The 23317-nt window shown below is 71.2% G+C and carries 19 protein-coding genes; 5 read left to right on the forward strand and 14 right to left on the reverse strand.

Annotated features, from left to right (window positions below):
- Positions 1-39 precede the first annotated feature (39 nt).
- Genes V4F39_RS22010 through V4F39_RS22030 form a run of 5 tightly spaced genes read left to right on the forward strand, consistent with a single transcriptional unit; the run spans position 40 to position 6190 of the window.
- Complete coding sequence (locus tag V4F39_RS22010; protein WP_332292139.1) at positions 40-1020, forward strand: tripartite tricarboxylate transporter substrate binding protein; 981 nt, start codon at positions 40-42, stop codon at positions 1018-1020.
- Between the two features lie 5 nt (positions 1021-1025).
- Positions 1026-3146 carry an acetate--CoA ligase family protein gene (locus V4F39_RS22015; protein ID WP_332292140.1) on the forward strand — a complete coding sequence of 707 codons (2121 nt, stop codon included), beginning with the start codon at positions 1026-1028 and terminating at the stop codon, positions 3144-3146.
- Positions 3143-3916, forward strand: a complete 774-nt coding sequence (locus V4F39_RS22020; RefSeq protein WP_332292142.1) for an enoyl-CoA hydratase/isomerase family protein — start codon at positions 3143-3145, stop codon at positions 3914-3916. The genes V4F39_RS22015 and V4F39_RS22020 overlap by 4 nt, the downstream gene beginning before the upstream one ends.
- Before the next feature lie 19 nt (positions 3917-3935).
- Positions 3936-5381, forward strand: coding sequence for an aldehyde dehydrogenase family protein (locus tag V4F39_RS22025; protein WP_332292143.1), 1446 nt, complete (start codon positions 3936-3938; stop codon positions 5379-5381).
- On the forward strand, positions 5378-6190 hold the full coding sequence (locus V4F39_RS22030) for an enoyl-CoA hydratase (protein WP_332292144.1): 813 nt from the start codon (positions 5378-5380) through the stop codon (positions 6188-6190). Before V4F39_RS22025 ends, V4F39_RS22030 begins: the two co-directional genes overlap by 4 nt.
- Positions 6191-6229: 39 nt before the next feature.
- Here the strand turns inward: V4F39_RS22030 and V4F39_RS22035 are convergent, their stop codons facing one another.
- The 14 genes from V4F39_RS22035 to V4F39_RS22100 all read right to left on the reverse strand — a co-directional run bounded on the left by V4F39_RS22035 (position 6230) and on the right by V4F39_RS22100 (position 23266).
- On the reverse strand, positions 6230-7810 hold the full coding sequence (locus V4F39_RS22035) for a GMC family oxidoreductase (protein WP_332292145.1): 1581 nt from the start codon (positions 7808-7810) through the stop codon (positions 6230-6232).
- 9 nt (positions 7811-7819) lie between these two features.
- The gene (locus tag V4F39_RS22040; protein ID WP_332292146.1) at positions 7820-9277 is read right to left on the reverse strand and encodes an aldehyde dehydrogenase family protein; all 1458 of its coding nucleotides are present in this window, start codon (positions 9275-9277) and stop codon (positions 7820-7822) included.
- Positions 9278-9316: 39 nt separating this feature from the next.
- Positions 9317-10261, reverse strand: a complete 945-nt coding sequence (locus tag V4F39_RS22045) for an acetamidase/formamidase family protein (RefSeq protein ID WP_332292148.1) — start codon at positions 10259-10261, stop codon at positions 9317-9319.
- Complete coding sequence (locus V4F39_RS22050; protein WP_332292149.1) at positions 10258-11166, reverse strand: carbohydrate ABC transporter permease; 909 nt, start codon at positions 11164-11166, stop codon at positions 10258-10260. The genes V4F39_RS22045 and V4F39_RS22050 overlap by 4 nt, the downstream gene beginning before the upstream one ends.
- Before the next feature lie 26 nt (positions 11167-11192).
- Complete coding sequence (locus tag V4F39_RS22055) at positions 11193-12014, reverse strand: carbohydrate ABC transporter permease (RefSeq protein ID WP_332292150.1); 822 nt, start codon at positions 12012-12014, stop codon at positions 11193-11195.
- 167 nt (positions 12015-12181) lie between these two features.
- Complete coding sequence (locus tag V4F39_RS22060) at positions 12182-13588, reverse strand: extracellular solute-binding protein (protein ID WP_332292151.1); 1407 nt, start codon at positions 13586-13588, stop codon at positions 12182-12184.
- Positions 13589-13657: 69 nt separating this feature from the next.
- Complete coding sequence (locus V4F39_RS22065) at positions 13658-14821, reverse strand: ABC transporter ATP-binding protein (RefSeq protein WP_332292152.1); 1164 nt, start codon at positions 14819-14821, stop codon at positions 13658-13660.
- Positions 14815-15924 (reverse strand): ABC transporter ATP-binding protein, encoded by a 1110-nt coding sequence (locus V4F39_RS22070; RefSeq protein ID WP_332292153.1) that lies wholly within the window; start codon positions 15922-15924, stop codon positions 14815-14817. The genes V4F39_RS22065 and V4F39_RS22070 overlap by 7 nt, the downstream gene beginning before the upstream one ends.
- 180 nt (positions 15925-16104) lie before the next feature.
- A complete protein-coding gene (locus tag V4F39_RS22075; protein ID WP_332292154.1) occupies positions 16105-16869 on the reverse strand; it encodes a GntR family transcriptional regulator in 765 nt (254 codons plus the stop codon).
- A gap of 13 nt (positions 16870-16882) precedes the next feature.
- Positions 16883-17932, reverse strand: a complete 1050-nt coding sequence (locus tag V4F39_RS22080) for an ABC transporter substrate-binding protein (protein ID WP_332292155.1) — start codon at positions 17930-17932, stop codon at positions 16883-16885.
- Between the two features lie 31 nt (positions 17933-17963).
- Positions 17964-19076, reverse strand: a complete 1113-nt coding sequence (locus tag V4F39_RS22085) for an oxamate carbamoyltransferase subunit AllG family protein (protein WP_332292157.1) — start codon at positions 19074-19076, stop codon at positions 17964-17966.
- 64 nt (positions 19077-19140) lie between these two features.
- Positions 19141-20742: a gamma-glutamyltransferase family protein gene (locus V4F39_RS22090; RefSeq protein WP_332292158.1), complete on the reverse strand. Its 1602-nt coding sequence runs from the start codon at positions 20740-20742 to the stop codon at positions 19141-19143.
- 2 nt (positions 20743-20744) lie between these two features.
- Entirely contained in the window at positions 20745-21995 is a 1251-nt protein-coding gene (locus V4F39_RS22095; protein ID WP_332292159.1) for an amidase, read from the reverse strand.
- Positions 21996-21997: 2 nt separating this feature from the next.
- The gene (locus tag V4F39_RS22100; RefSeq protein WP_332292160.1) at positions 21998-23266 is read right to left on the reverse strand and encodes an amidohydrolase/deacetylase family metallohydrolase; all 1269 of its coding nucleotides are present in this window, start codon (positions 23264-23266) and stop codon (positions 21998-22000) included.
- Positions 23267-23317 lie beyond the last annotated feature (51 nt).

A 23317-nucleotide genomic window follows, 5' to 3' on the forward strand; every position in this document is an offset into this window, starting at 1 on the left:
TTCCCGACACGACATCAACATCCCAACGGAGACAACCCCATGAAGACCCTCGGCACCTTCGCGGGCCTGCTGGCCGCCACGCTGTGTGCACTGGCGCCCGCCGCCCATGCGCAGCCGCCCGCCTGGCCGCAGAAGCCCGTCTCGCTCGTCGTGCCCTTCCCTGCCGGCGGCCCCACCGACGCCATGGCCCGGCTGCTGGCGCTCAAGCTGGGCGAACGCCTCGGCCAGCAGGTGGTGGTCGACAACCGCGGCGGCGCCGGTGGCGGCATCGCCGCCGAGGCGGTGGCGCGCTCGCCCGCCGACGGCCACACGCTGTTCTTCGGCACCACCGGCACGATGGCGATCAACCCCAGCCTCTACAGCAGGCTGCGCTACGACCCGGTGAAGGACTTCGCGCCGGTCAGCCTGATGGCCACCACGATGAACGTGCTGGTAGTCGACCCTGCCGTGCCGGCCCACAGCACCGCGGAGCTCGTCAAGCTGGCCAAGGCCAAGCCCGGCACGCTGAACTACGGCTCGGCCGGCAACGGCAGTTCCAACCACCTCTCTGGGGAGCTGTTCCGCAGCATGGCCGGCATCGAGCTGAGCCACGTGCCCTACAAGGGCTCGGCCCCGGCAATGATCGACCTGCTGGGCGGGCGCCTGTCGATGATGTTCGACACGATCGCGCAGCAGACGCAGAACATCGCCACCGGCAAGGTGCGCGCGATCGCCGTCACCGGGCCCAAGCGCTCGCCGCTGCTGCCCGACGTGCCGACCGTGCAGGAAGCCGGCCTCCAGGGCTTCGACGTGACCATTTGGTATGGCGTACTGGCCCCCGCCGCCACGCCCGCACCGGTGATCGAGCGGCTGCACAAGGAGATCGCGGCGGTGATGGCCACCGACGAGATGAAGCAGCGCATGCAGGCCGACGGCGCGCAGGCCGCCAGCACCACGCCGGCCGAGTTCGCCGCGCTGATCAAGCGCGACACCGCCAAGTGGGCGCCGGTGGTCAAGGCCTCGGGCGCCTCGCTGGATTGAACGCCATGGACAACGCTTGCGACCCGCGCCTGCAGCGCGCCTTCGATCCCCGGTGCGTGGCCATCGTCGGTGCCACCGAGGACCGCAACAAGGTGGGCGGCCGGCCCCTGCACTACCTGCAGCGCTTCGGCTTCGCCGGCCGCATCTACCCCCTCAACCCGAAACGCGACGCGGTGCAGGGCCTGAAGGCCTGGGCCTCTCTGGCTGCCCTGCCTGAAACGCCCGACGTGGCCATCGTGGCCGTCGGCCAGGACCAGGTGCCCGAGGTGATCCGCCAGTGCGCGGCACGCGGCATCGGCGCCGCGGTGGTGATGAGCTCGGGCTTCGGCGAGACCGGCGCCGAGGGCCGCGCACGGCAGCAGGCGCTGGTCGACGACGCCCGGCGGCTGGGCGTGCGGATGATCGGCCCCAACGCCCAGGGCATCGCCAACTTCGCGACCGGCGCGGTGCTGAACTTCAGCACGATGTTCATGGAGGTGCCGCCGCAGGACGGGCCCGTGGCCATCGTCAGCCAGAGCGGCGCGGCCAGCGTGATGCCCTACGCGATGCTGCGCGAGCGCGGCGTCGGCGTGCGCTACCTGGTGGCGTCCGGCAACGACGCCGACGCCTCGGTGTGCGAACTGGCCCTCGCCGCCGCGGCCGACCCGGCGATCCGCGTGGTGCTGCTCTACATCGAATCGCTGGCGGATCCCGCGATGCTGGCCGAAGTGGCGCGCGTGGTCCGTGCCCGCGGCGCGGCGGTGGTGGCGCTGAAGTCCGGGCGCAGCGCCCGCGGCGCGCAGGCTGCCGCCTCGCACACCGGCGCGATGGTCAACGACGACGTGGTGGTCGATGCCTTCTTCGAGCGCCACGGCATCCGGCGTGCCGCCGACGTGCACGGCCTGGTGAATACCACCGAGCTGCTGCTGGCCACCGGCCTGCAGCCGGCGCGGCGTCTGGTGGTGATGAGCCACAGCGGCGCCGTGGGGGTGCTGTGCGCCGATGCCGCCGAGCCGCTGGGGCTGCCGCTGGCCGAGCTCGCGCCGGCGACGGTGCAGTCGCTGTCCACCATCATGCCCAGCTTCGCCACTGCACAGAACCCGGTCGACCTGACCGCTGGCTTGCTGACCAACGGCGGGATGTACGCACACACGCTGGAGGTGCTGGCTGCCGATCCGCAGGCCGACATGTTCCTGATCGGCGTGCCGGTGGCCGGCGAAGGCTACGACGTCGCCGGCATGGCGCGCGACACGGCGCACCTGCTGCGCAGCACCGGCAGGCCGGTGGCGGTTTCGGCCCCCCAGGCTGCCGTGCGCGAGGCGTTCCGCGCCGAGGGCGTGCCCACCTTTCCGCACGAGAGCGACGCCATCGAGGCGCTGGACCAGCTCAGCCGCCACGCCCTGCTGCAACAGCAGGCCGTGCGCCGCGCGGCCCGGCCGCCGAGCGCCGCGCTCGCCGCGCTGCGCCTGCCCGCGCCGGCCGCTGGCCGCTTCCTGAGCGAGGCCGCGAGCCTCGCCGCGCTGGCTGCCGCGGGCGTGCCGCTGGCGCCGCACCGGCTGTGCCACAGCCCCGAGGAAGCGGTCGCCGCGTGGCAGGCGCTGGGCGGCGATGCGGTGGTCAAGGCCTGCTCATCGGCGCTGCCGCACAAGTCGGAGCACGGGCTGGTGTTCGTCGGCGTGGCGAGCGAGGCGGCCCTGCACGAGGCCTACCGCCTTTGCGTGGAGCGCACGGCCGCGCTGGGCGCGCCGCTCGAGGGCGTGATCGTCGCGCAGCGGGTGCACGGCCGGCGGGAGTTCGCGCTGGGGGCCCGCCACGACGCGAGGTTCGGTACCGTGGTGATGGTGAGCGATGGCGGCAAATACGTCGAAGCGCTGGCCGACTTCGCGGTGCTGCTGCATCCGTTCAGCGAGCAGGACGTGATCGACAAGCTGCAGCGGCTGCGCATTGCGCCCGTGCTCGCAGGGGTGCGCGGCGAAGCACCGGTCGACCTGGACGTGGTGGCCCGCTGCGCGGTGGCGCTGGCCGAACTGGTGGACGCGCAGCAAGGCGCCATCGCCTCGGTGGACCTGAACCCGTTGATCGCCGGCAGCCGCGGCGAAGGCGGCTGGGCGGTGGATGCCGTGATCGAGATGGGAGCCCTGTCATGAACATCGAGCAGCCGTCCGTGACGGTGGAGATGCAGCAACACACGGCGATCGTGCGACTGAACCGCCCCGCCGCGATGAACGCGGTGGACGCCGTGTTGCGTGCCGACCTGACCCGCACGCTGCAGGCGCTGGACGCCGACGACGAGGTGCAGGCCATCGTGCTCACCGGCGCCGGCGAGCGGGCGTTCTGCGCCGGCCAGGACCTGGACGAGAGCGCCACCATCGACACCGCCACGCTGGCCGGCTGGCTCAACCGCCAGCATGCGATGTACCAGGCCGTGCGCGACGTGATGAAGCCCTTGGTCGCCGCGATCAACGGCACGGCGGTGGGTGCCGGCTTCCAGATGGCGCTGATGTGCGACCTGCGGGTGGCCCATGCGCGGTTGAAGATGGGCCAGCCCGAAGTGAAGGCCGGCCTGGCCAGTGTCGTGGGTTCGTACCTCATGTCGCTGCAGATCGGGCATTCGCTGAACCAGCAGCTCTCGCTCACGGGCGAGCTGATCGACGGCGAGCGTGCGTGGCAGCTCGGGCTCGTCAACGACCTGGTCGCGCCGGCCGACGTGCTGCCCCGAGCGATCGAACGCGCACGGGCCCTGGCCGCGCTGCCCGGTGCGGCGCTGCGCACCACCAAGCAGCGCTTTCGCGAGCGCACGCAGGCGGGCTTCGAGGAGGCCTGCAGCGCCGGCATCCGCTACCAGCTCGAGTGCTACGCGACCGGCGAACCGCAGCGCGTGATGCAGGCCTTCATCGCCCGGCGCCAAGCCACCTGACCTTCCGAAGGAATTGACCTTGAACTTCCATCAGCTCTACATCGACGGCGCCTGGGTGCCGGCCGGCGGCACGGCCGACCTGCCGGTGACCGACAGTTTCAGCGAAGCGGTCTTCGCCCACTACCGAGCGGCCTCCCCCGCCGACGTGGATGCAGCGGTGCGCGCCGCGCAGCGCGCCTTCGACGGCTGGTCCGCCACGCCGTTGGCGCAGCGCATCGACGCCGTGCGCCGCGTGGCCGGCGCGCTGCAGGAGCGCAGCGGCGCCATCGGCGCGGTGATCTCGCGCGAGGTCGGCATGCCGGCCAAGCTGGCTGCCCGCATCCAGGTCGCCGCGCCCATCGCCGCATGGACGATGTACGCCGACCTCGCGGCCGACGTCGAGTGGCTGCGCCGCGTTGGCCATTCGCTGGTGCAGCAGCTGCCCGTTGGCGTGGTGGGCTGCATCACGCCGTGGAACTATCCGCTGCACCAGATCACCGGCAAGGTGGCACCCGCCCTGCTCGCCGGCTGCACCGTGGTGCTGAAGCCTTCCGAGCTGGCACCGTCGAGCGCTTTCCTGCTGGCCGAGGCCATCGACCAGGCGGGCCTGCCGCCCGGCGTCTTCAACCTGGTGCACGGCACCGGTCCGGAGGTGGGGGAGGCGCTGGTGCGGCATCCGGGCATCGACATGGTGTCGTTCACCGGCTCCACCGCCGCGGGCCGGCGCATCGCGGCGCAGGCAGGCTCCGACGTCAAGCGCGTGTCGCTGGAACTCGGGGGCAAGTCGGCCGCGCTGCTGCTGCCGGGTGCCGACCTGGCCGCGGCCGTCAAGGCCACGCTGGCCGGCTGTTTCCTCAATGCGGGGCAGACCTGCTCGGCCACGACCCGGCTGCTCGTGCCGAGGGCCGACATGCCCGCGGTGACCGAACTGTTGCGCACCGGCCTGGCGGCCTGGCGCATGGGCGATCCGGCCGACGCCGCGACCCGCCTGGGGCCGTTGATCTCGAAGGCGCAGCAGCGCAAGGTGCTGTCATTGATCGAGGCCGCGGTGGCCGAAGGTGCCGAAGCGCTGACGCCGCAGGCCGCGCCGCCGCCCACCGGCTTTTTCGTGCCGCCCACGGTGCTGCTGGGCGTGACGCCCGGCATGGCGATCGCCCGCGAGGAAGTGTTCGGCCCGGTGCTGGCGGTGATCGGCTACGACGGCGTGGACGAGGCCGTCGCCATCGCCAACGGCACCGACTACGGCCTGGCCGGCAGCGTGTGGGCCGCGACGGCGCGGCAGGCGCTGGCCGTTGCGCGCCGTCTGCGCACCGGGCAGCTCGACATCAACGGCGCGCCCTTCAATCCCGCGGCACCGTTCGGCGGCTTCAAGCGCTCCGGCCTCGGCCGCGAGAACGGCCGCTACGGCATCGAGGAATTCATCGAACCCATGGCCATCCAGCTGCCGGCCGACTATTTCGACGCACCCGAGGAATACCACGCATGACCTACGAGCAGATCACCGTCCACCACGAAGGCCCGGTCGCCATCGTGACGCTGGCCCGGCCCGACCGCATGAATGCGCTGACGAAGGTGCTGGAGGCGGAGCTGCGCAGCGCGATCGAGGCCGCGGGCCGCGACGCGGCCGTGCGCGCCATCGTGCTCACCGGCGCGGGCCGTGCCTTCTGCGCCGGCATGGACATGGAGGAACTGGAAGTGCTGCCGCCGGAGGACATCCGTGCCGAATCGTGGATGCGGCCCTACGACATGAACCGCCGCGCCGACTGGCAGACCCGCTACAGCTACTTTCCCGCGGCGCCCAAGCCGATCATCAGCGCGATCAACGGCGCCGCCGCCGGCCTGGGCCTGGTGATGGCGCTGTACAGCGACTTCCGCATCGCCTCCGACAAGGCGGTGTTCGCGACCGCCTTCGCCAAGCGCGGGCTGATCGCCGAGCACGGCATCGCCTGGATGCTGCCGCGCGTGGTGGGCCATGCGCACGCCACCGACCTGCTGATGACCTCGCGCAAGGTGGACGCCGCCGAAGCGCTGGCGATGGGGCTCGTGCACCGCGTGGTGCCTGCCGGGCGCTTGATGGCCGACGCGCTGGCGCTGGCCGACAGCCTGTCGACCGAGGTGTCGCCGCGGTCGGTGGCCGTGATGAAGCGCCAGCTCTGGGAAGCCCCGTTCCAGGGCCTGGGCGAGGCCGTGGCGATGGCCAATGCCGAGATGGTGGACAGCCTGCGCAGCGAGGATTTCAAGGAAGGCGTGGCGCACTTCGTGGAGAAGCGTGCGCCACGGTTCACCGGCCGCTGAGCGAAAGCGCTCGGCGAGATCGAAGGGCCGCCGCGATGCTCAGCGGTGCGCCGCGCGCAGCAGCTCGGCCGCACGCTCGGCGATCACGACGGTCGGTGCCATCGTGTTGCCGGTCGCGATGCTCGGCATGATCGACGCATCGGCCACGCGCAGGCCCTCGGTCCCGTAGACGCGCAGCGCACCGTCGACCACCGCGTCGTCGCCGCGGCCCATGCGCGCCGTACCACTCTGGTGGAAGTAGGTGCCGGCCGCGTTGCGGATGAAGTCCTCCAGCGCCCGGCCCTTCAGGTCGCCGGGGAACACCTCGCGCCGGCGGAAGGGTTCGCACACGGCCGAATTGCCGATCTCGCGGCACAGCTCTACGCAGCGCACCATCGCCTTCATGTCGCTGGGCTCGGCCAGGAAGTTGGCGTGGATCAGCGGCGCGGCGAACGGGTCGGCGCTGGCCAGCAGCACCTCGCCGCGGCTGTCGGGCCGCGCCAGGCCGGGCGCCAGCGTCCAGGCCGAGGCCGCGCCCTTCGGCACGTCATAGCGCTGCGCGATCACCTCGCTGGCGAACGGCGTTTCCTCCAGCACCGGCATCAGGTCGGGCGTGCGCAGCGCGGCGTCGCTCTTGGCGTAGAACACGAACTCGGCCGCGTTGTTGCGCGGCGGCTCGGGCGTCACGTATTCCCAGCAGCAGCCGGCCAGCAGGATGTGGTCCTGGAAGTTGCGGCCCACGCCCGGCAGGTGTTGCCGCGTCGCGATGCCGTGGCGGCGCAGCTGCGCGTCGTCGCCGATGCCCGACAGCATCAGCAGCTTGGGCGTGTTGATGGCGCCGAGCGAGACGACCACCTCGCGCCCGGCGCGCACGCGATGGCGCTGGCCGCGGCGCACGAACTCGATGCCGCTGGCGCGCCGGCCGTCGAAGGTGATGCGCGTGACCTCGGCACACAGCAGCACGTCGAGGTTCGGCCGGCCGAGGAAGGGATGGATGTACGTCGCCGCCATCGACACGCGCTGGTTGCCGTCCTGCACCAGCACGTTGGCCAGGCCGCAGCCGCCCTCGCCTTCCATCGCGGCGCCGTTGATGTCGTCCACCGCGGGGATGCCGATCGCCGAGGCGGCCTGCATCAGCGCCGGCACCAGCGGGATCGGGTCCTGCGGCTGCTGCACCGTCAGCAGGCCGCCGGTGCCGCGCCGGTGCGCATCGGGCGGGCCCTGCCAGTCCTCGATGCGGCGGTAGATGCCCAGCACGGCCTCGTAGCCCCAGCCCGGGTCGCCGGCCGCCTCGGCCCAGTCGTCGTAGTCGTGCCGGTGGCCGCGGGCCCAGATCGAGCCATTGATGCTCGACCCGCCGCCCAGCACCTTGCCCATCGGCAGCACCGGCGTGCGGCCGTTGAGCGACGGGCCGGGCTGGGCCTTGTAGCCCCAGTCGCGCTCGCCGCCGATGTTGGACATCCACAGCGTGGAGTCGATCACCGCCGGCACGCGGTCGCTGCCACCGGCCTCGATCAGCAGCACGCTGGCCTCAGGATCTTCGGCCAGCCGGCGCGCGATCACGCAGCCGGCGGTGCCGCCGCCGCAGACGATGAAGTCGTAGTGCGGGCGCACGGTCTCGGCCAGCAGCTCGGGGTGCACGGCGCGACCTCAGAACGGATAGGCCCGCTGGCCCATCTGCACGGTGATCCACTTCAGCTCGGTCATCTCCTCGATCGACGTGTGCCCGCCCTCGCGGCCGAAGCCCGAGTTCTTCACGCCGCCGAACGCGATGTGCGGTTCGTCGGAGATGGTGGTGTCGTTGATGTGGACCATGCCGGCCTCGGCGCGCATCGCAAAGTCGAAGGCCTTCTGCAGGTCGTTGGTGATGACGGCGGACGACAGGCCGTAGGCCGTGTCGTTGGCGATGGCCAGCGCATGCTCGAAATCGCTCGCGCGCAGCAGCGAGGTGACGGGCCCGAACGATTCCTCATGGTAGATCGCCATCTCCGGCGTCACGCCGGCCAGCACCGTGGGCTGGAAGAAGGGGCCCTCGTGCGTGCCGCCGGCCAGCAGCCGCGCGCCCTTGGCCAGCGCGTCGTCGATCTGGCCGCGGATGAACGTGCACTGCTGCGGGCGGATCAGCGGGCCCACCACCGTGGCGGGGTCGCGCGGGTCGCCCACCTGGATGCCCCGCGCCTTTTCGGCAAAGGCTTCGGCGAAGCGGTCGAACAGCGCGTCCTCGACGATCACCTTCGAGTTGGCCATGCACACCTGCCCCTGGTGGAAGAAGATGCCGAAGGCGGCCGAGTCGACCGCGTACTTCAGGTCGGCATCGGCCAGCACCACCAGCGGGTTCTTGCCGCCCATCTCCAGCGTGAAGCGCTTCATCTGCGCGCCCGCCTGCGCGGCCAGCAGCCGGCCCACGCGGCCCGAGCCGGTGAAGGTGATCATGCGCACGCGCGGGTCGGCCACCAGCGCGCTGCCCACCACCTCGGCCGGGCCGGGGACCACGTTGAACACGCCGGGCGGCAGGCCCGCCTGCTCGAAGCATTCGGCCATCACCAGGCCCGACAGCGGCGTCATCTCCGACGGCTTCAGCACGAAGGTGTTGCCCGCGGCCAGCGCGAACGCCACCTTCTTCATCGTGAGCAGGAAGGGCGAGTTGAACGGCGCGATGCCGCCGATCACGCCCAGCGGCTGGCGGATCGTCATGCCGATCTGCCCCGGCGTGCTGGCCGGGAAGGTGTCGCCGCCGACGAAGTAGCACAAGCCCGCGGCCACGCGCAGGCATTCCACCGCGTAGCTCACCTCCCACGGCGCCTTGATGAAGGCCGAGCCGTTCTCCTCGATGATGAGGTCGCGGATCTCGTCGGCACGCGACGCGATGACGTCGGCCGCCTTCAGCAGCAGCGTGGAGCGTTCGCCGGCCAGCATGCGGCCCCACGGCACGCGCGCGGCGTGCGCGGTGGCGATGGCCTCCTCCACGTCGGCCGGGCTCGCCTGCGCGATGCGCGCGAACACCCTGCCGGTGGCGGGGTTCACGTCCTCGGCCCAGGCGCCTTCGCTGCCTGGGCGCCATTGGCCGTTGATGTAGAGCGGGCGGATCGGAAGTTCGGGGGATGCCATGGGCTCAGGCTCCTGGGTCTTCAAGAAATGGGAAGGTGCTCAGCGCGCCGGCACGTGCAGCGCACTCTTGGGCAGCATGCAGTGCACGCCCTTGTTGACGTCGACCATCTGCGTCACGCGCAGGTCGGCGGCGATGCTGCACAGCGTGTAGGCGTCCACCGCGGCCAGGCCGGAGAGCTCGGTGATCCACCGGATCATTTCGCGCAGCGCCTGGCGCGCGGCGTCGTCCAGGTCTTCGTTCAGGCCCATCGCGATGTAGTGCTCGGCCGTCTCGGCACGCGGGAAGGCCAGCTTCAAGTCCTTGCGCACGGTGAGGCGGAAGGTGCCGCGCAGACTGGTCTCGATCGCGGTGAGGCACACCTCGCCGTCGCCCTGCGCGGCGTGGCCGTCGCCGGCCGAGAACAGCGCGCCGCGGTTGAACACCGGGAAGTAGACGGTGCAGCCTTCGACGAGCGCGCGGTTGTCGAGGTTGCCGCCGAACTCTCGCGGGATGATCGACGTGATGCGGCCGTAGGCCGGCGGCGGTGCCACGCCGAAGTTGCCGAAGAACGGCGCCAGCGGCAACTCCAGCCCCCAGGGCAGCCGCGCGGTGCGCCGATCGCGGTCGAGCGGAATGTGCAGCCGGCGGCTGATCGGGAAGTCTTCCGGCAGCGTGCCCAGCAGCGGCTTCACGATGTTCCAGCCCCAGTCCTGCCGCAGGCTGACTTCCTCGACCTTCACCTCCAGCACGTCGCCGGGCTCGGCACCTTCGACCCACACCGGGCCGGTCAGCAGGTGCGGCCCCGGCCCGCGTTGGCCCGCCAGCACGGCGCGGTGCTCGGGCAGCACCAGCGCCTCGTCGTCGGGCAGATCTTCGGGTTCGCCGGAGAGCGTGTCGATGGTGACGGTGTCGCCGGAGGCCACGCGCAGCATGGGCGGACGTTCGGCGTCCCAGTAGCCCCAGGCCACCGTCTCGGGCGTGGCGGGCAGGTGGTGGTGGCTCATCCCTTCACCGCCCCCATGGTCAGGCCGCGCACGATCTGCTTCTGCAGGAAGAACACCGCCAGCAGCACCGGCAGCAGCGCCACCATGCCCACCACCGCCATCTCGCCCCAGCGCACGCCCTGCGCGGTGATGAGCAGCGGGATCGCCACCGGCAGCGTCTTTACGTTCTGCCCGCCCAGCATGAAGGCGAACAGGAACTCGTTCCACGCGAAGATGAAGCACAGCATGGCCGTGGAGACGATGCCCGACTTCAGCAGCGGCAGCGCCACGCGCAGGAACACCGCGAAGCGCGAGTAGCCCTCCACCATCGCGGCCTCCTCGAGCTGCACCGGCAGGTCGCGGCAGAAGCTGCGCAGCACCCAGATGTAGAACGAGAGGTTGAAGGTGAGGTAGGCGAGCGACAGGCCGAGGAAGGTGTCGAGCAGGCCCACCTGCGTGAAGATCAGGTAGAACGGGATCACCAGGCAGATGGGCGGCGCCATGCGCGTGGCGAGGATGAAGAGGAACAGGTCGTCGCGGCCGCGCAGCTCGAAGCGCGCGAACGCATAGGCCGCGGGCGTGCCCACCAGCACCACCATCGCCGTGCTGGCCAGCGCCAGCAGCACCGACGAGCCGAGGTAGCCCAGGAAACCGCTGTCGATCACGTAGCGGAAGTGCTCCATCGTCGGCGCGAAGGTCCAGGCCGTGGGGCGCGTGAACATCACCTCGTCGGGCTTGAACGCCATGGTCGCCAGCCAGCCGACCGGGAACAGCAGGAACAGCGCGAGCGCGATGGTCAGCAGCGTCCAGCCGACGGAGAAGCGGCGCGGGCTGCGCAGCGTGCGCGCCGCCGCGGCACCGGCAGGCGGGCCGGCAGCCAGCGGGGGCGCCGGCAGGGCCGAGCTGAGGGCGGAAGTGAGGGCCATGGAAGAGTGCTCCGGTTCGCAGGAGGTCAGAACGCGTTCAGCCGCTTCTTGGCCACCTGGTAGAACAGGTTGCACAGCACGAAGAAGCTGATCCACACCAGCACCGCCAGCGCGGCCGATTCGCCGATGCGCCACTGCTCGAACGTCATCTTGTAGGCCAGCACGCTGGGCGATTCGGTGGACACGCCGGGCCCGCCCGAGGTGAGGATGAAGATCGAGTCGAAGATCTTGAACGCGTCGATGAAGCGCAGCATGCCGATCACCACCAGCAGCGGCGTCATCAGCGGCAGCGTGAGGCGGAAGAAGGTCTGGAACGCGTTGGCGCCGTCGACCGCGGCGGCGCGGTACGGGCTCTCGGGCAGCGCCTGGCGCCCGGCGAAGAAGGCCAGCATCATGAACGGCGTCCACTGCCACACGTCCACCAGCGCCAGCGCGATCAGCGCATGGTCGGACGACGCGAACACCGAGGCGCCTTCCAGCCAGCCGAAGCGCTCGATGACGTTGTGCGACAGCAGCCCCCACGAGCCGGCCAGCATGATCTTCCACAGCAGGCCGACGACGATGGGCGCCATCATGCTGGGGATGAACAGCAGCGGCAGCCAGAGGCTGCGGCCCCACACCTTCTGGTTCAGCACCAGCGCGCCGCCGAGCCCGAGCACGAACTCCAGCGGCACCGCGATGGCCATGAAGATGCCCGCCACCTTCAGGCTGTTCCAGAACCGGTCGTTGGCCAGCAGCAGGCGGAAGTTGTCGAAGCCGCTCCACTCGCCCACCTGACCGTACTCCACGCTGTGGAAGCTCAGGTACACCGCATAGCAGAAGGGCACCAGGCTCACGATGACCAGCACCAGCAGCGCCGGCGCGATCAGCGCGTAGGGATAGGCTGCAGAGTCGCTGAACCGCCGCCTGTAAGCGCGAGCCCCGGCCCGCTCAAGCGCACACCGTGGATCCGGCTCCGCCGGTCCACTGGTGTGGCCCCCTTGAGGGGGAGCGCCGAAGGCGCTACGGGGGTGGTTCACAACACGCACTTCTTGCAGATGGCCAGCATCTTCTCCTGGCCGAGCTTGGCGCCCTGCTCCGGCGTCAGCTTGCCTTGGCCCACCTGCTGCACGATGGGGCCCAGCGCGTCGTAGATCTCGAAGATCTTGGGCGCCTTGGGCTTGGCCTGCACCACCTCGAGGTTGGCCTTCATCGCGCTGTAAAAGGCCGAGTTGCCGAGCTGCGGCAGCGCGAAGCTGCTGGTGCGGATCGGCACCCCGCCCTTGCCCGCCTCGATCAGCTTCTTCTGCGTTTCCTTCTCGACCAGCCACTGCATGAAGAGGTAGGTCGCCTGCTTGTTCTTCGAGGCCTTGTTGATCACGATGGCCGAAGGCTCGCCGCCGGCGCTCTGCCGCCCCTTCATCTCCGGGTTCGACGGGATCGGCGCGTACGTGAACTTGCCGGCCAGCGCCGAGGCGCCCGGCCTGTCGACGCCCAGCACGAAGTCGCTGAAGGCGATGGTCTGCGCGGCGATGCCGTTGCCCATCACGGTCGGCACGTCGACCAGCGAGTACTCGGCCTGCCCCGGGGGCGCGTACTTCCACATGCGGGCCCACACGGTCAGCGCCTGCACGGTCTGCGGGCTGTTGAAGGCGGGTGCGCCACTGGCGTCGAACAGGTCGGCGCCGTAGTTCTTCATCAGGTTGTCCCACACCGAGACCAGCGTCGCGCCGCCGGTGATGCCTTCGTGCAGGATGCCGTAGAAGTCGGTCTTCAGCGGCTGGCCGGCCAGTGTCTGCCCGGCCTTGCGGGTGAAGAACTCGCCGATGTCCAGGAACTCCTTGAACGTCTTGGCGGGCGCCAGCTCGTAGCCGTACTTGGCCTTGAACGCGGCCTTCTCGCCCGCGTCGGCCATCAGGTCGGCGCGCGTCCAGTAGATGAAGTTGTAGTTCCAGTTCAGAAAGCTGTAGGTCTGGCCCTTGAACTTCGACAGCGAGTCGAACGCCGGCTCGATCATGTCCTTCAGGTCGAGCGCGGGGTTGAACAGCGCCTTGTCCTTCATGTAGCCGTCGATCGGCTCGACGACGTTGGCCGCCAGCATCTGGCCCATCTGCACGCCGTGCAGCATCACGCCGTCGTAGTAGCCGCGGCGCGACAGCATGTCGGCCTGGCCCTTGTTGATGACCTCGAAGTGGTTCAGCAGCTCGTACTCGACCTTGATGCCGGTCTCGGCCGTGAACTGCGGCACCAGCGTCTTCAGCGTTTCCTGCAGCGGGGTGATCTCGTCCAGCACGCGGATGGTGGTGCCGGCATAGGGCTTGGCGGCTTCCTTGTACGACCACGTCTGCGCCCAGGCGCCGCCGGCCACGCCGACACCGGCCAGCAGGGGCAGCAAGGCCTTGGCGGTGGCGCGCAGCGCCGGGCGGAAGGAGAAAGTGTTCATCTCGGGCATGTCCTCATCGAAAGGAGAAGGGCGAAAGGTCGAACGGGAGGGGTGGGAAACGGGTGGCGCTCAGCCCTGCAGCACGCCGCTGTCGGCATCGAAGGACAACAGCCGCTCGCCGCGCACCACCACCTGCACCGGCTGCTGCGCCTGCCAGCCGGCATCGGCGGCCACCTTGGCGCGCAGGCGTTGGCTGCCCACGCTGAGCGTGACGATGCGGTGCTTGCCCAGCGGCTCCACCGCGTACACCTGGGCCGCGAAGCTGTCCTCGCCCTCCAGCAGCGCCGTGCCGGGCGGCCGCAAGGCCAGGTCGCCGGGCCGCAGGCCCAGCACCAGCCGGCCCCCGCGGGCCATAGGCGCCAGGCGCTGCGCGAGGGCGCCGGAAACGGCCTGCGGCGCCCCGCCGTCCGGCGCCAGGCTGGGCGATGTGCCCTGCGCCAGGGCCACCGACAACACGTTCATCGCCGGGTCGCCGATCAGGCGCGCCACCTGCACGTTGGCCGGCCGCGCGAACACCTCGTCCGGCGTGCCGATCTGCTGGATGCGCCCGCCGATCAGCACCGCCATGCGATGCGAGACCGCCATCGCCTCGATGCCGTCGGGCGTCAGCCACAGCGTGCCGGGGCGCAGCTGGCTCTGGCGGCGGCGGATCTCGCCGCGCAGCAGGTGGCGCAGCTTGGCGTCGAGGTGGCCGATAGGTTCGTCGAGCACGAAGACCGACGGGTCCTGCGCCAGCGCGCGGCACAGCGCCACGCGCTGCTTCTGCCCGCCCGAGAGCTGCGACGGCAGCCGGTCGCGCAGGTGGGCGATCTCGGTCAGCGCCAGCACCTCGTCGACGCGCTGGCGCTGCTGCGCCGCGGTCCAGCGGCCGGCACTGGCCGGCGCCGCCAGCGGCGAGGCCACGTTCTGCGCCACCGTCAATGTGGGGTACAGCGCATAGGACTCGAACATGTGCGCCACGCGGCGGGCCTGGGCCGGCAGCGTGCCGAAGGGCCGCCCGCCCAGCGTGAGGCCACCGGCATCGGGCCGTTCCAGCCCGCTGATGAGCCGCGCCAGCGTGGTCTTGCCCGCGCCCGAGGGACCGGTGATGGCGAAGACCTCGCCCTCGCGCACGGACAGCGACACGTCCTGCAGCGCCTGCAGCTTGCCGAAGCGCTTGCCCAGGCCGTCGATGGCCAACATGCCGGTGTCGGCCATCTGCAGCGCCGGCTCACGCCGGAAAAGCGTCAGCATGCCGCCCTCCGCAGGTCCAGCGACTGGCCGGTGGCCGCGTCGAAGCCGTGCAGGCGCGCGAGCGGCAGGTGGCAGGCGATCTCGTCGCCGGCCCGCGCACCGGCCGGCGCCGGCAGCTCCAGGTGCAGGCGGGCGTTCCCGCTGGCCACCCACAGCACGTCGCGGTCGCCGCAGCATTCGCGGTCCAGCACCTGCCCGTACAGGGTGAGCGCGTGGCCTTCGGCCGGCGGCTGCAGCAGCACATGCTCGGGCCGGATCCCGAGCGTCACACTGTCAGGCGCCGCGGTGCCGGGCGGCAGGCCCAGCTTCTCGACCGGCAGCGACACGCCCGGCAGATCCTTCAGCAGCCACCGGCCGCCCTCGCGTTGCGCGGCGAAGAAGTTCATCGGTGATTCGCCGATGAAGCCGGCGACGAACAGGTTGGCGGGCGTGTCGTACAGCGCCGCGGGCGAGCCCACCTGCTGCAGCACGCCGTGGTTCATCACCGCGATGCGGTCGGCCATCGCCATCGCCTCCGTCTGGTCGTGCGTGACGAGCACCGAGGTGAGCCCGGCGGTAGTCTGCAGGCGGCGGATCTCGGTGCGCAGCACCACCTTCTGGTCGGCGTCGAGGTGGCTCAGCGGTTCGTCGAACATCACCAGCGCCGGTTCGCGCACCAGCGCGCGGCCGATCGACACGCGCTGCTGCGCGCCGCCGCTGAGTGAGCGCACCGGTTCGCCGAGCAGCGCGCCCAGGCCGAGCAGCTCCACCACCTCGCCGACGCGGCGCTTCACCTCGTCAGGCGGTATGCCACGTACACGCAACGGAAAAGCGATGTTCTCGAACGTCGACATGTGCGGGTAGAGCGAGTAGTCCTCGAACACCATCGCCACGTTGCGGCCCGCGCTGTCGCGCTCGGTCACGTCGAGCCCGTCGAACAGGATGGCGCCCGAGCTCACCGTCTCGATACCGGCCACCATCTTCAACGTCGACGACTTGCCGCAGCCCGACGGCCCGAGCAGCGCCAGCATCTCGCCCTGCGGGCACGACAGGTCGAGGTCCTTCACGGCCAGGGCCTGGCCGTCGTACGACTTGCACACCCGCTGCAGCACTACCTCGGCCATGGTTGCGGCGTCCTGATCTGGATCAATGAAGTTGAGTCCCATGGAGCAACATGCATGCCGGGCGGCACGGCCCGGATGCGTCGCATGCTGGGGCGAGGCAGCACCATCGTTGGTACACCACATATCTGGTTGGCACCAACTCGGGATCCCGAACCAGATTCCGATCGCGCGTGGGGCGTATCAGGCTTCGCGCGCAACCGAGGGTGCCGCCTCCACCTGCTGCGCCGCGAGCGCGAGCCGGTGCAGCGTGATGTGGCGGATCTCCGCGCGCGAGGCGCCGATGTGCGCGCGGATCAGCATCTGCGCGTCGCCGGCCTTGCGGGCGCGCAACGCGGCGAGGATCTTCTCGTGTTCGTCGAACGCGGCATGGATGCGCGCGGGCTCGATGAAGTCGAGCCGGCGGATGATGCGGATGCGCTCGGTCAGGTCGGTGTGCGTGCGCAGCATCTCGCGGCTGCCGGCCAGCGCCACCAGCGTGCTGTGCAGCTTCTCGTCCTCGCGCGCGACGGTCTTGCCGTCCATCACTCGCGCCCGGCGCGGCACGCACCAGAAGGCGCGCAGCTCGCCCAGGTCGGGTGCCGGGTCCATCGTGCACAGCCGACGCACGGCGATCAGCTCGATCTGCGTGCGGAACTCGTACAGGTCCTCGTAGTAGGCCAGGTCGAGCGGCTTGACGAGCCAGCCGGCGTGGCCGCCGACGCGGTCGAGGTAGCCCTCGCGCGCCAGCAGGTGCAGCGCGAAGCGCAGCGGCGTGCGCGACACGCCCAGTGCGTCGGCCAGCTCCTGCTCCGCGTAGCGCTCGCCGGGCGCCATGCGGAACTCGAAGATGTCGTCTTTCAGCCGCTCGTACACGGCCTGGGCCAGCGTGGATTTCTCGCCGTCGCGCGAAGACTCGTGCACCACCACCACGCGCGCTTCGGCGCGGCCCCCGTTCGGTCGTTTCATGAGCCGTGCGCCCTCACTTGGGCAGCATCAGCTTCGCGCGCGGCGGCAGGTACCGGTCGGTGTAGACATCGGACGCCGCGGGCACCGGAATGGCCAGCGCGGCCGCCACGTCCTGCAGCGATTTCTCCATCCGCACCGGGTCGATCTGGCTGAAGCCCTTCTCGCGCACCCAGGGCGTGACGATCGACCAGTCGAGCGAGAGCTGCATGCGCTCCATCTCGACCTGGCGGTTGATCAGGCGGTCGCGCTTGTAGAGCGCGTCGATGGCGGTCTCGGGCTGGCGGATGCTCTGCACGATGCCGTCGGCCACGCACTGCGTGAGCGCGGTGATGGCCGCCGCATGGGCCGAGGCGAAGGCCGGCTTGACGACGAGCGCGCTGCCGTACAGCGAGGCGCCGAACTGCGGAAAGCGCATCACCACCAGGTCTTCCTTCGGGATGCCGACGGCGCGCGCGCCCATGTAGCCGGTGAACGCGGCGCCGCTGATCGCATCGGCCGTCTTGCGCGCGAGCATCGTCTCGCGCAGCTCGGGCGACACGTTGATCCACTTGACCGCGTTGGCATCGAAGCCGTTGGCCTTGGCCAGCACCGGGAACAGCCGGCGCGAGGCGTCGCCCGGCGGCGCGGCGATCGACTTGCCGACCAGGTCGGCCGGCTTGGCGACGCCGACGTCCTTGCGGGTGATGATCGACAACGCGGCACCGTCGTAGATCATGAAGAACGAGATCAGCCGCTCCTCGGGCTTGGACTGCTTCGCGTTGTATTCGATCATCGCGTTGATGTCGGCGAAGCCGACGTCGTAGGTGCCGGCCGCAACCTTGATCACCGTGTCGCCCGAGCCGAAGCCGCGGTCGGTGACGACGTCGAGCCCGGCCTTTTCGTAGCAGCCGTTCTCGTGCGGCACCAGGAACGGCGCCTGCGGCCCCTGCATCACCCAGTCGAGCGCGAAGCGCAGCTTGGTGGGGCTCTGGGCCTGCGCGGCGCAGGCCGAGGCAGCCAGGATGGCCAGGGCGGTGAGGCGCAGCGTGCGCGCGGTGCGGGGCTTGGATTGCAGCGGGGTCATCGAAGGGCCTTGGAGAAGCAGGGATCGGGAATCAGGGGGCGGCTGCCGTGTCGAACAACGCCAGGTCGGGCGCGAAGCAGCCGCGGCCGATGAGGCCGGCCTCGCCGGCGGCATCGAGGATGGCAAGGTTGACCAGGGGCGCGAGACGGTGGTGCGCGGCACGCGCCGGGTCGACCACGCCGCTGGCTTCGTCGACCACGGCCGCACGGCGCTGCGGCAGGTCGGCCGGCAGCACGGCGCGCCATTCGTCGCACAAGGCCGGCGCCGCGGCGAGCGCCTGGCCGCCGAGGCCGCAGAAGTCGAGCACCGCGCTGTCGCCGATGGCACCGAGCGCCGTCGTCGCCGCATGGCCGGGCAGCCGCAGGCCTTGCGGGGGCGTCGCCGGCACGCTGTGCCAGGCGGGCTCGCCGTGCAGCCGCAGGCCGAAGCGCAACCCGTTGCCGCCCACCGCCGCGATGCCCTGCGTGCGGCCGCGCAGCTGGCACGCGGCGGCGGCCATCAGGATCGTCAGCACGAAGCCCGGGCTGCCGGCCAGCAGCACCCGGTCGCTGTCGGCCAGGCTGGCCAGTTGGGCCAGCAGCGCCTGGTTGGCCACGCCCGTGCGGCCATGGCATTCGTCGCCCTCGCCGAGCGCGTGTTCGATCACCGGGCCCAGCGCCACCGGCTGCTGCCGCAGCAGCGGCGCCAGCCGCTCCAGCCCGAGCGTGGTGATGGCGCGCAAGCGATCAAGCGCCCCCGCATCCAGCGTGCCGAAGCGCAGCGCCGGCGGCGGCCCTTCGACCAGCGGCGCCCAGGCCGTCTGCCGCCCATCGCCCACCACCGCCATCGGCATCGACGCCGACACCACCTGCGCCAGCGGCGTGACGACGCCATGGTCCTGCGCCGGCGCCAGCCGCGCTTCGCCGATCGCCAGCAGCGCGTGCGCGGTCGGCACGTCGGCCGCCAGGCCCTCGAAGATCAGCGCCTGCACCGCCGCCTGCCGCACCGGGGCCGGTGGCGTGCCTTCGAACGGCGGGCCGGCGTGCAGCAGCACCCCGCGGCCGAGCGACGGCAGCACGTCGCTGCGACGCGCGACGTCCAGCCATCGTGCACCAGCGAACGGGGAGGCCCAGCGGGCAGGATCGGGAAGGAAGGATTCGTTCATGTCATTGGTCATGGTGCCGCGCACTGCCGACTGATCCAGGCATCCGCGATGCTTGGGGACCCCATCAGAAGGACGCGACGCCGCCGTCGGAGCGCGGATCGAACCCGCCCTCGAGGCTGCCGTCGGGACGGCGGAAGATGCAGCCGGCATGGCCGAAGGTCTCGTCGAACTCGCCGAGCACTTCCACCTCGTGGCCGCGTTCGATCAGCGCCTGCACCGTCTCGGGCGGGAAGCGGCTTTCGAGCTTGAGCGAATCGCTGGTCTGGCCCCAGGTGCGGCCCAGCAGCCAGCGCGGCGCCTCGATGGCGGCCTGCGGATCGAGCCCGTGCATCACGCTGCGGGTGAACACCGCCGACTGGCTCTGCGGCTGGCCGTCGCCGCCCATGTTCCCGTAGACCATCGTGCGGCCGTCGTCCAGCAGCGCCATCGCCGGGTTCAGCGTGTGGAACGGCTTCTTGCGCGGCGCCAGCGTGTTGATGTGCGACGGGTCGAGCGAGAACGACGCGCCGCGGTTCTGCCAGTTCACGCCGCTCTCGGCCAGCACCACGCCGGAACCGAACTCGTGGTAGATGCTCTGGATCATCGAGACGGCATTGCCCTCGCCGTCGATCACGCCCATCCACACCGTGTCGGCCGGGCCCTTGCCGGCGCCCCACGCGGCGGCGCGGTGCATGTCGATGCGCGCGGCCATGGCGTCCAGCGCGGCGGGCTCCAGGAAGCTCGCCGGATCGACCGTCATGCTGGCCGGGTCGGTGATGTGGCGGTCGCGCACCGCGAAGGCCTGCTTCACCGATTCGGCCGCGGCGTGCACGTAGTCGGCGCCCAGGTGGTCGAAGCGTTCCACGCCGAGCCGGTCCATCAGCCCGAGGATGATGAGCGACACCAGGCCCTGCGTGGGCGGTGGCATGTTGTAGACCGTGCCGGCGCGGTGGCGCAGCGCCAGCGGCGTCCGCAGCAGCGCCTGGTGCTGCGCCAGGTCGTCCAGCGACAGCGGGCTGCCGGCGGCCTGCAGGTCGCGCGCGAGGCTGCGTGCCAGGTCGCCGCGGTAGAAGTCGTCGAGGCCGGCGCGGGCCAGGTGCCCGAAGGTGGCGGCCAGCCGCGGCTGGGTGAACAGCGAGCCGATCGGCGGCGCCTGGCCGCCCGGCAGGAAGGTATCCGCGAAGCCGCTGATCGGGATCAGCTCCTTGCGCTTGTGGGCGCTGTTGAGGTGCTGGCTGTTCGTGACAGGCACGCCGTGGCGCGCGCCGTCGATCGCATCGGCCAGCAGACGTTCGAGCGGCAGCCGGCCGCCCAGCCGCGTGCGGCTGAGTTCCAGCGCCTGTGCCCAGCCCGACAGCGTACCGGCGACCGTGAGGGCGGCCGAGCCGCCGCGGAACGGGATGGCGCTGCGGCCGGCGTAGTCTTCGCGGCGCACGCCGGCGGCCGAGGCGCCGCAGGCGTCGATGCCGATGACTTCGGTGCTGCCCCCCGACGGCAGGCCGACCAGCCAGAAGCTGTCGCCGCCGATGCCGTTCATGTGGGGATAGGCCACCGCGATGGTCGCGGCCGCGGCCACCATCGCCTCGATCGCGTTGCCGCCTTCGCGCAACACGGCCAGCGCCGCCTGCGACGCCAGCGCGTGGGGAGCGACCGCCATGCCGCGGCGGCCTCGTGTGGGTTGGGTCATGTTCAGGAACCTCCGGTAGGTGACAGCCATCCGTGCAGCCGATGCGCTGCGGACAGGACACCTTCATCATCGCCGCGGGCGCCGATCACCGACAGGCCGACCGGTGCGCCGTCGATGCGCAGCCAGGGCAGGCTCACCTGCGGCAGGCCGGCCAGCCCGGCAAGGCACAGCAGCTGCTGTGAACGCTGGCGCACGTCGTCGACCCGCGCGGCATCGTCGTCGAGCGACGGCGCGATGGTCGGCACCGTCGGCATCACCAGCACGCTGCCGGGCTCGGCCAGCACACGCGCCATCACGGCCGACGCGTCGACGCGCCTCCTTTGCGCCTCGGCCACTTCGGCCGGCGTGACGCGCGCGGCCTTCTCGAAACGCCCGCGCACGTCGTCGCCCAGCGTGGCGCCGTGGCGCTCGAACCAGGCGCCGTGCTGCAGCCACACCTCGGCCGCCTGCAGGGTCCGGAACGCCGCGGCCCAGTCGGCCAGGGCGAGGTCCCGCGCAACCGGGGGCGCCAGGCGCGCACCGCCGCCGTGGCGTGCGAGCGCGGGCAGCCAGGTCTCCCAGGCGTCGCGCACCGACGCGTCCAGCAGCGGACCGATGCAGCCGGCGTGCAGCCAGCGGACCGTGCTCGCGGCCTCGCCCTCGCCCGCCGGCAGCAGCCCGCCCGATGGCGCCGCGCCGGACAGCACCGCGAACACCGCGGCCAGCGCCCCGGCATTGCGCGCGAACCAGCCGACCGTGTCGAAGCTGTGCGCCAGCGTGAAGCAGCCGGCCGTGGCGATGCGGCCGTGGGTGGGCCGCATGCCCCACAGGCCGCAGTAGCTGGCCGGCAGGCGCACCGAGCCGCCGCAATCGGTGCCGAGCGCGATGTCGGCATCGCCCGCCGCCACCGCCACGGCGGAGCCCGACGACGAGCCGCCGGGCAGGCGCCCCGGGCTGGCCGGGTTCACCGGCGTCCCGTAGTGCATGTTGATGCCGGCGAGGCTGTAGGTCAGCTCGTCGGTGACGGTGCGGCCCACCCATGCGGCGCTCGCGGCCAGCAGCCGCTCGACGGCCAGTGCGCTGCGCGCCGCAGGCGCCTGCGCGGCCCGCCACGCGGGGTTGCCGGCACCGGTGCGCAGGCCTTCAACGTCGTAGACGTCCTTGGCCGCCAGCCGCAGGCCGGCCAGCGCGGCAGACCGCCTCACTGCCGCGGGCGCACGGTCGTGGCCATCGCGCACGAATGCGCCGTGTCGGCCGGGCAGCACACCCGTCATGCTCACGCCTCCTGCGTCACCGGCAGGATCGGCGCGTCGGCCTCGAAACGCCGGCCGGCGCGCAGGCAGAAGCCGGGCGTCAGCAGCCGGTCGGTGAAGACCTGCGTGCCCTCGTTGTCGCTCAGCCGCCAGCGGCCGCGGTCGTCGTTCAACACGCTCACGTCGGCCACGCCGCCCACCTTCAGCGTGCCGATCTCGCCTTCCAGGCCCGCCATGCGCGCGGCGTTGCGCGTCACCATGGCCACCACGTGGTCCAGCGGCAGGCCCAGCGCCAGCATGCTGGTCATCGCCGAGACGAGGCTGAAGCGCGTCTTGCCCTTGAACATGTGGTCTTCCTCGTCCGGGTGGCTGTCCGGCGTGCCGGAGGGCGCGGGCACCGAGGTGTTGTAGCCGTGCATGTCGGCGCCCAGCGTGTCGGGCACCACGCCGGCATCGAGCACGATGCGCGCCGTCTTGTAGCTGAAATGCGAGCCGTGGCCCACGTCGATCTTCAAGCCGCGGGCGATCGCCTCGGGCACCATCGGGTGGATGCGGCCGTTCTCCTCGACGAAGCCGCCCGGGTGGCGGCTGAAAGGATGCGCCAGGATGTCGCCGGGCTTCAGCATCTCGACGACCTGGTTGAAGATCGAATCCGGACTGACGGGCAGGCCGCCCTCGTCGGGCTTGGGCCAGAGCTGGCCGAAGTGGATGTAGACCGGCAGCTCGGCCTCGCGGCCGATGCGCGAGGCGGTGCGCATCACCTGCACGCCCCAGCGCGCGAAGCCGCCGATCTCGGCGTGCGCCTTCAGCCCGCGCACGAGGTCGCGGTTCTGGCGTGCCGACTTGACCGTGGCGGCCACGTCCAGGCATTCGGGCCGGTACAGGTCGGGGTAGTAGTGGCCTTCCAGGCCGCCGACGAGGTAGGCGGACAGGTAGGCCAGCACCCGCGTGTGCGAAGGCTCCACCACGTACTGGCGGAAACCGGGCAGCGTAATGCAGCTCGGCCCGCCCTGGTCGATCACCGTGGTGACGCCGGAATGCACGCCGCACATGTCGGCATTGAGGCCGAAGCGGCCGGTGACGCCCTGGTAAATGTGGCCGTGGGTGTCGATCAGGCCCGGCAGCACGAGCTTGCCGCGGCAGTCGACCACCTGGGCGCCGGCAGGCACCGTGTCGCCGAGGTCCGCGGCGATGCCGGCGATCCTGTCGTCGACGACGAGAACATCTAAGGGGCCGTCGCGGCCGGCGGTCGGGTCGATGACGCGACCCCCTTTCAGAACCATGCTGGTCATCTTGTCACCTGGCGTGGAAGTTTGGAACCTAATAGGTGGTGTACCGCACAA

It is taken from the genome of Aquincola agrisoli, assembly GCF_036621135.1.
Lineage (GTDB): Bacteria > Pseudomonadota > Gammaproteobacteria > Burkholderiales > Burkholderiaceae_C > Aquincola > Aquincola agrisoli.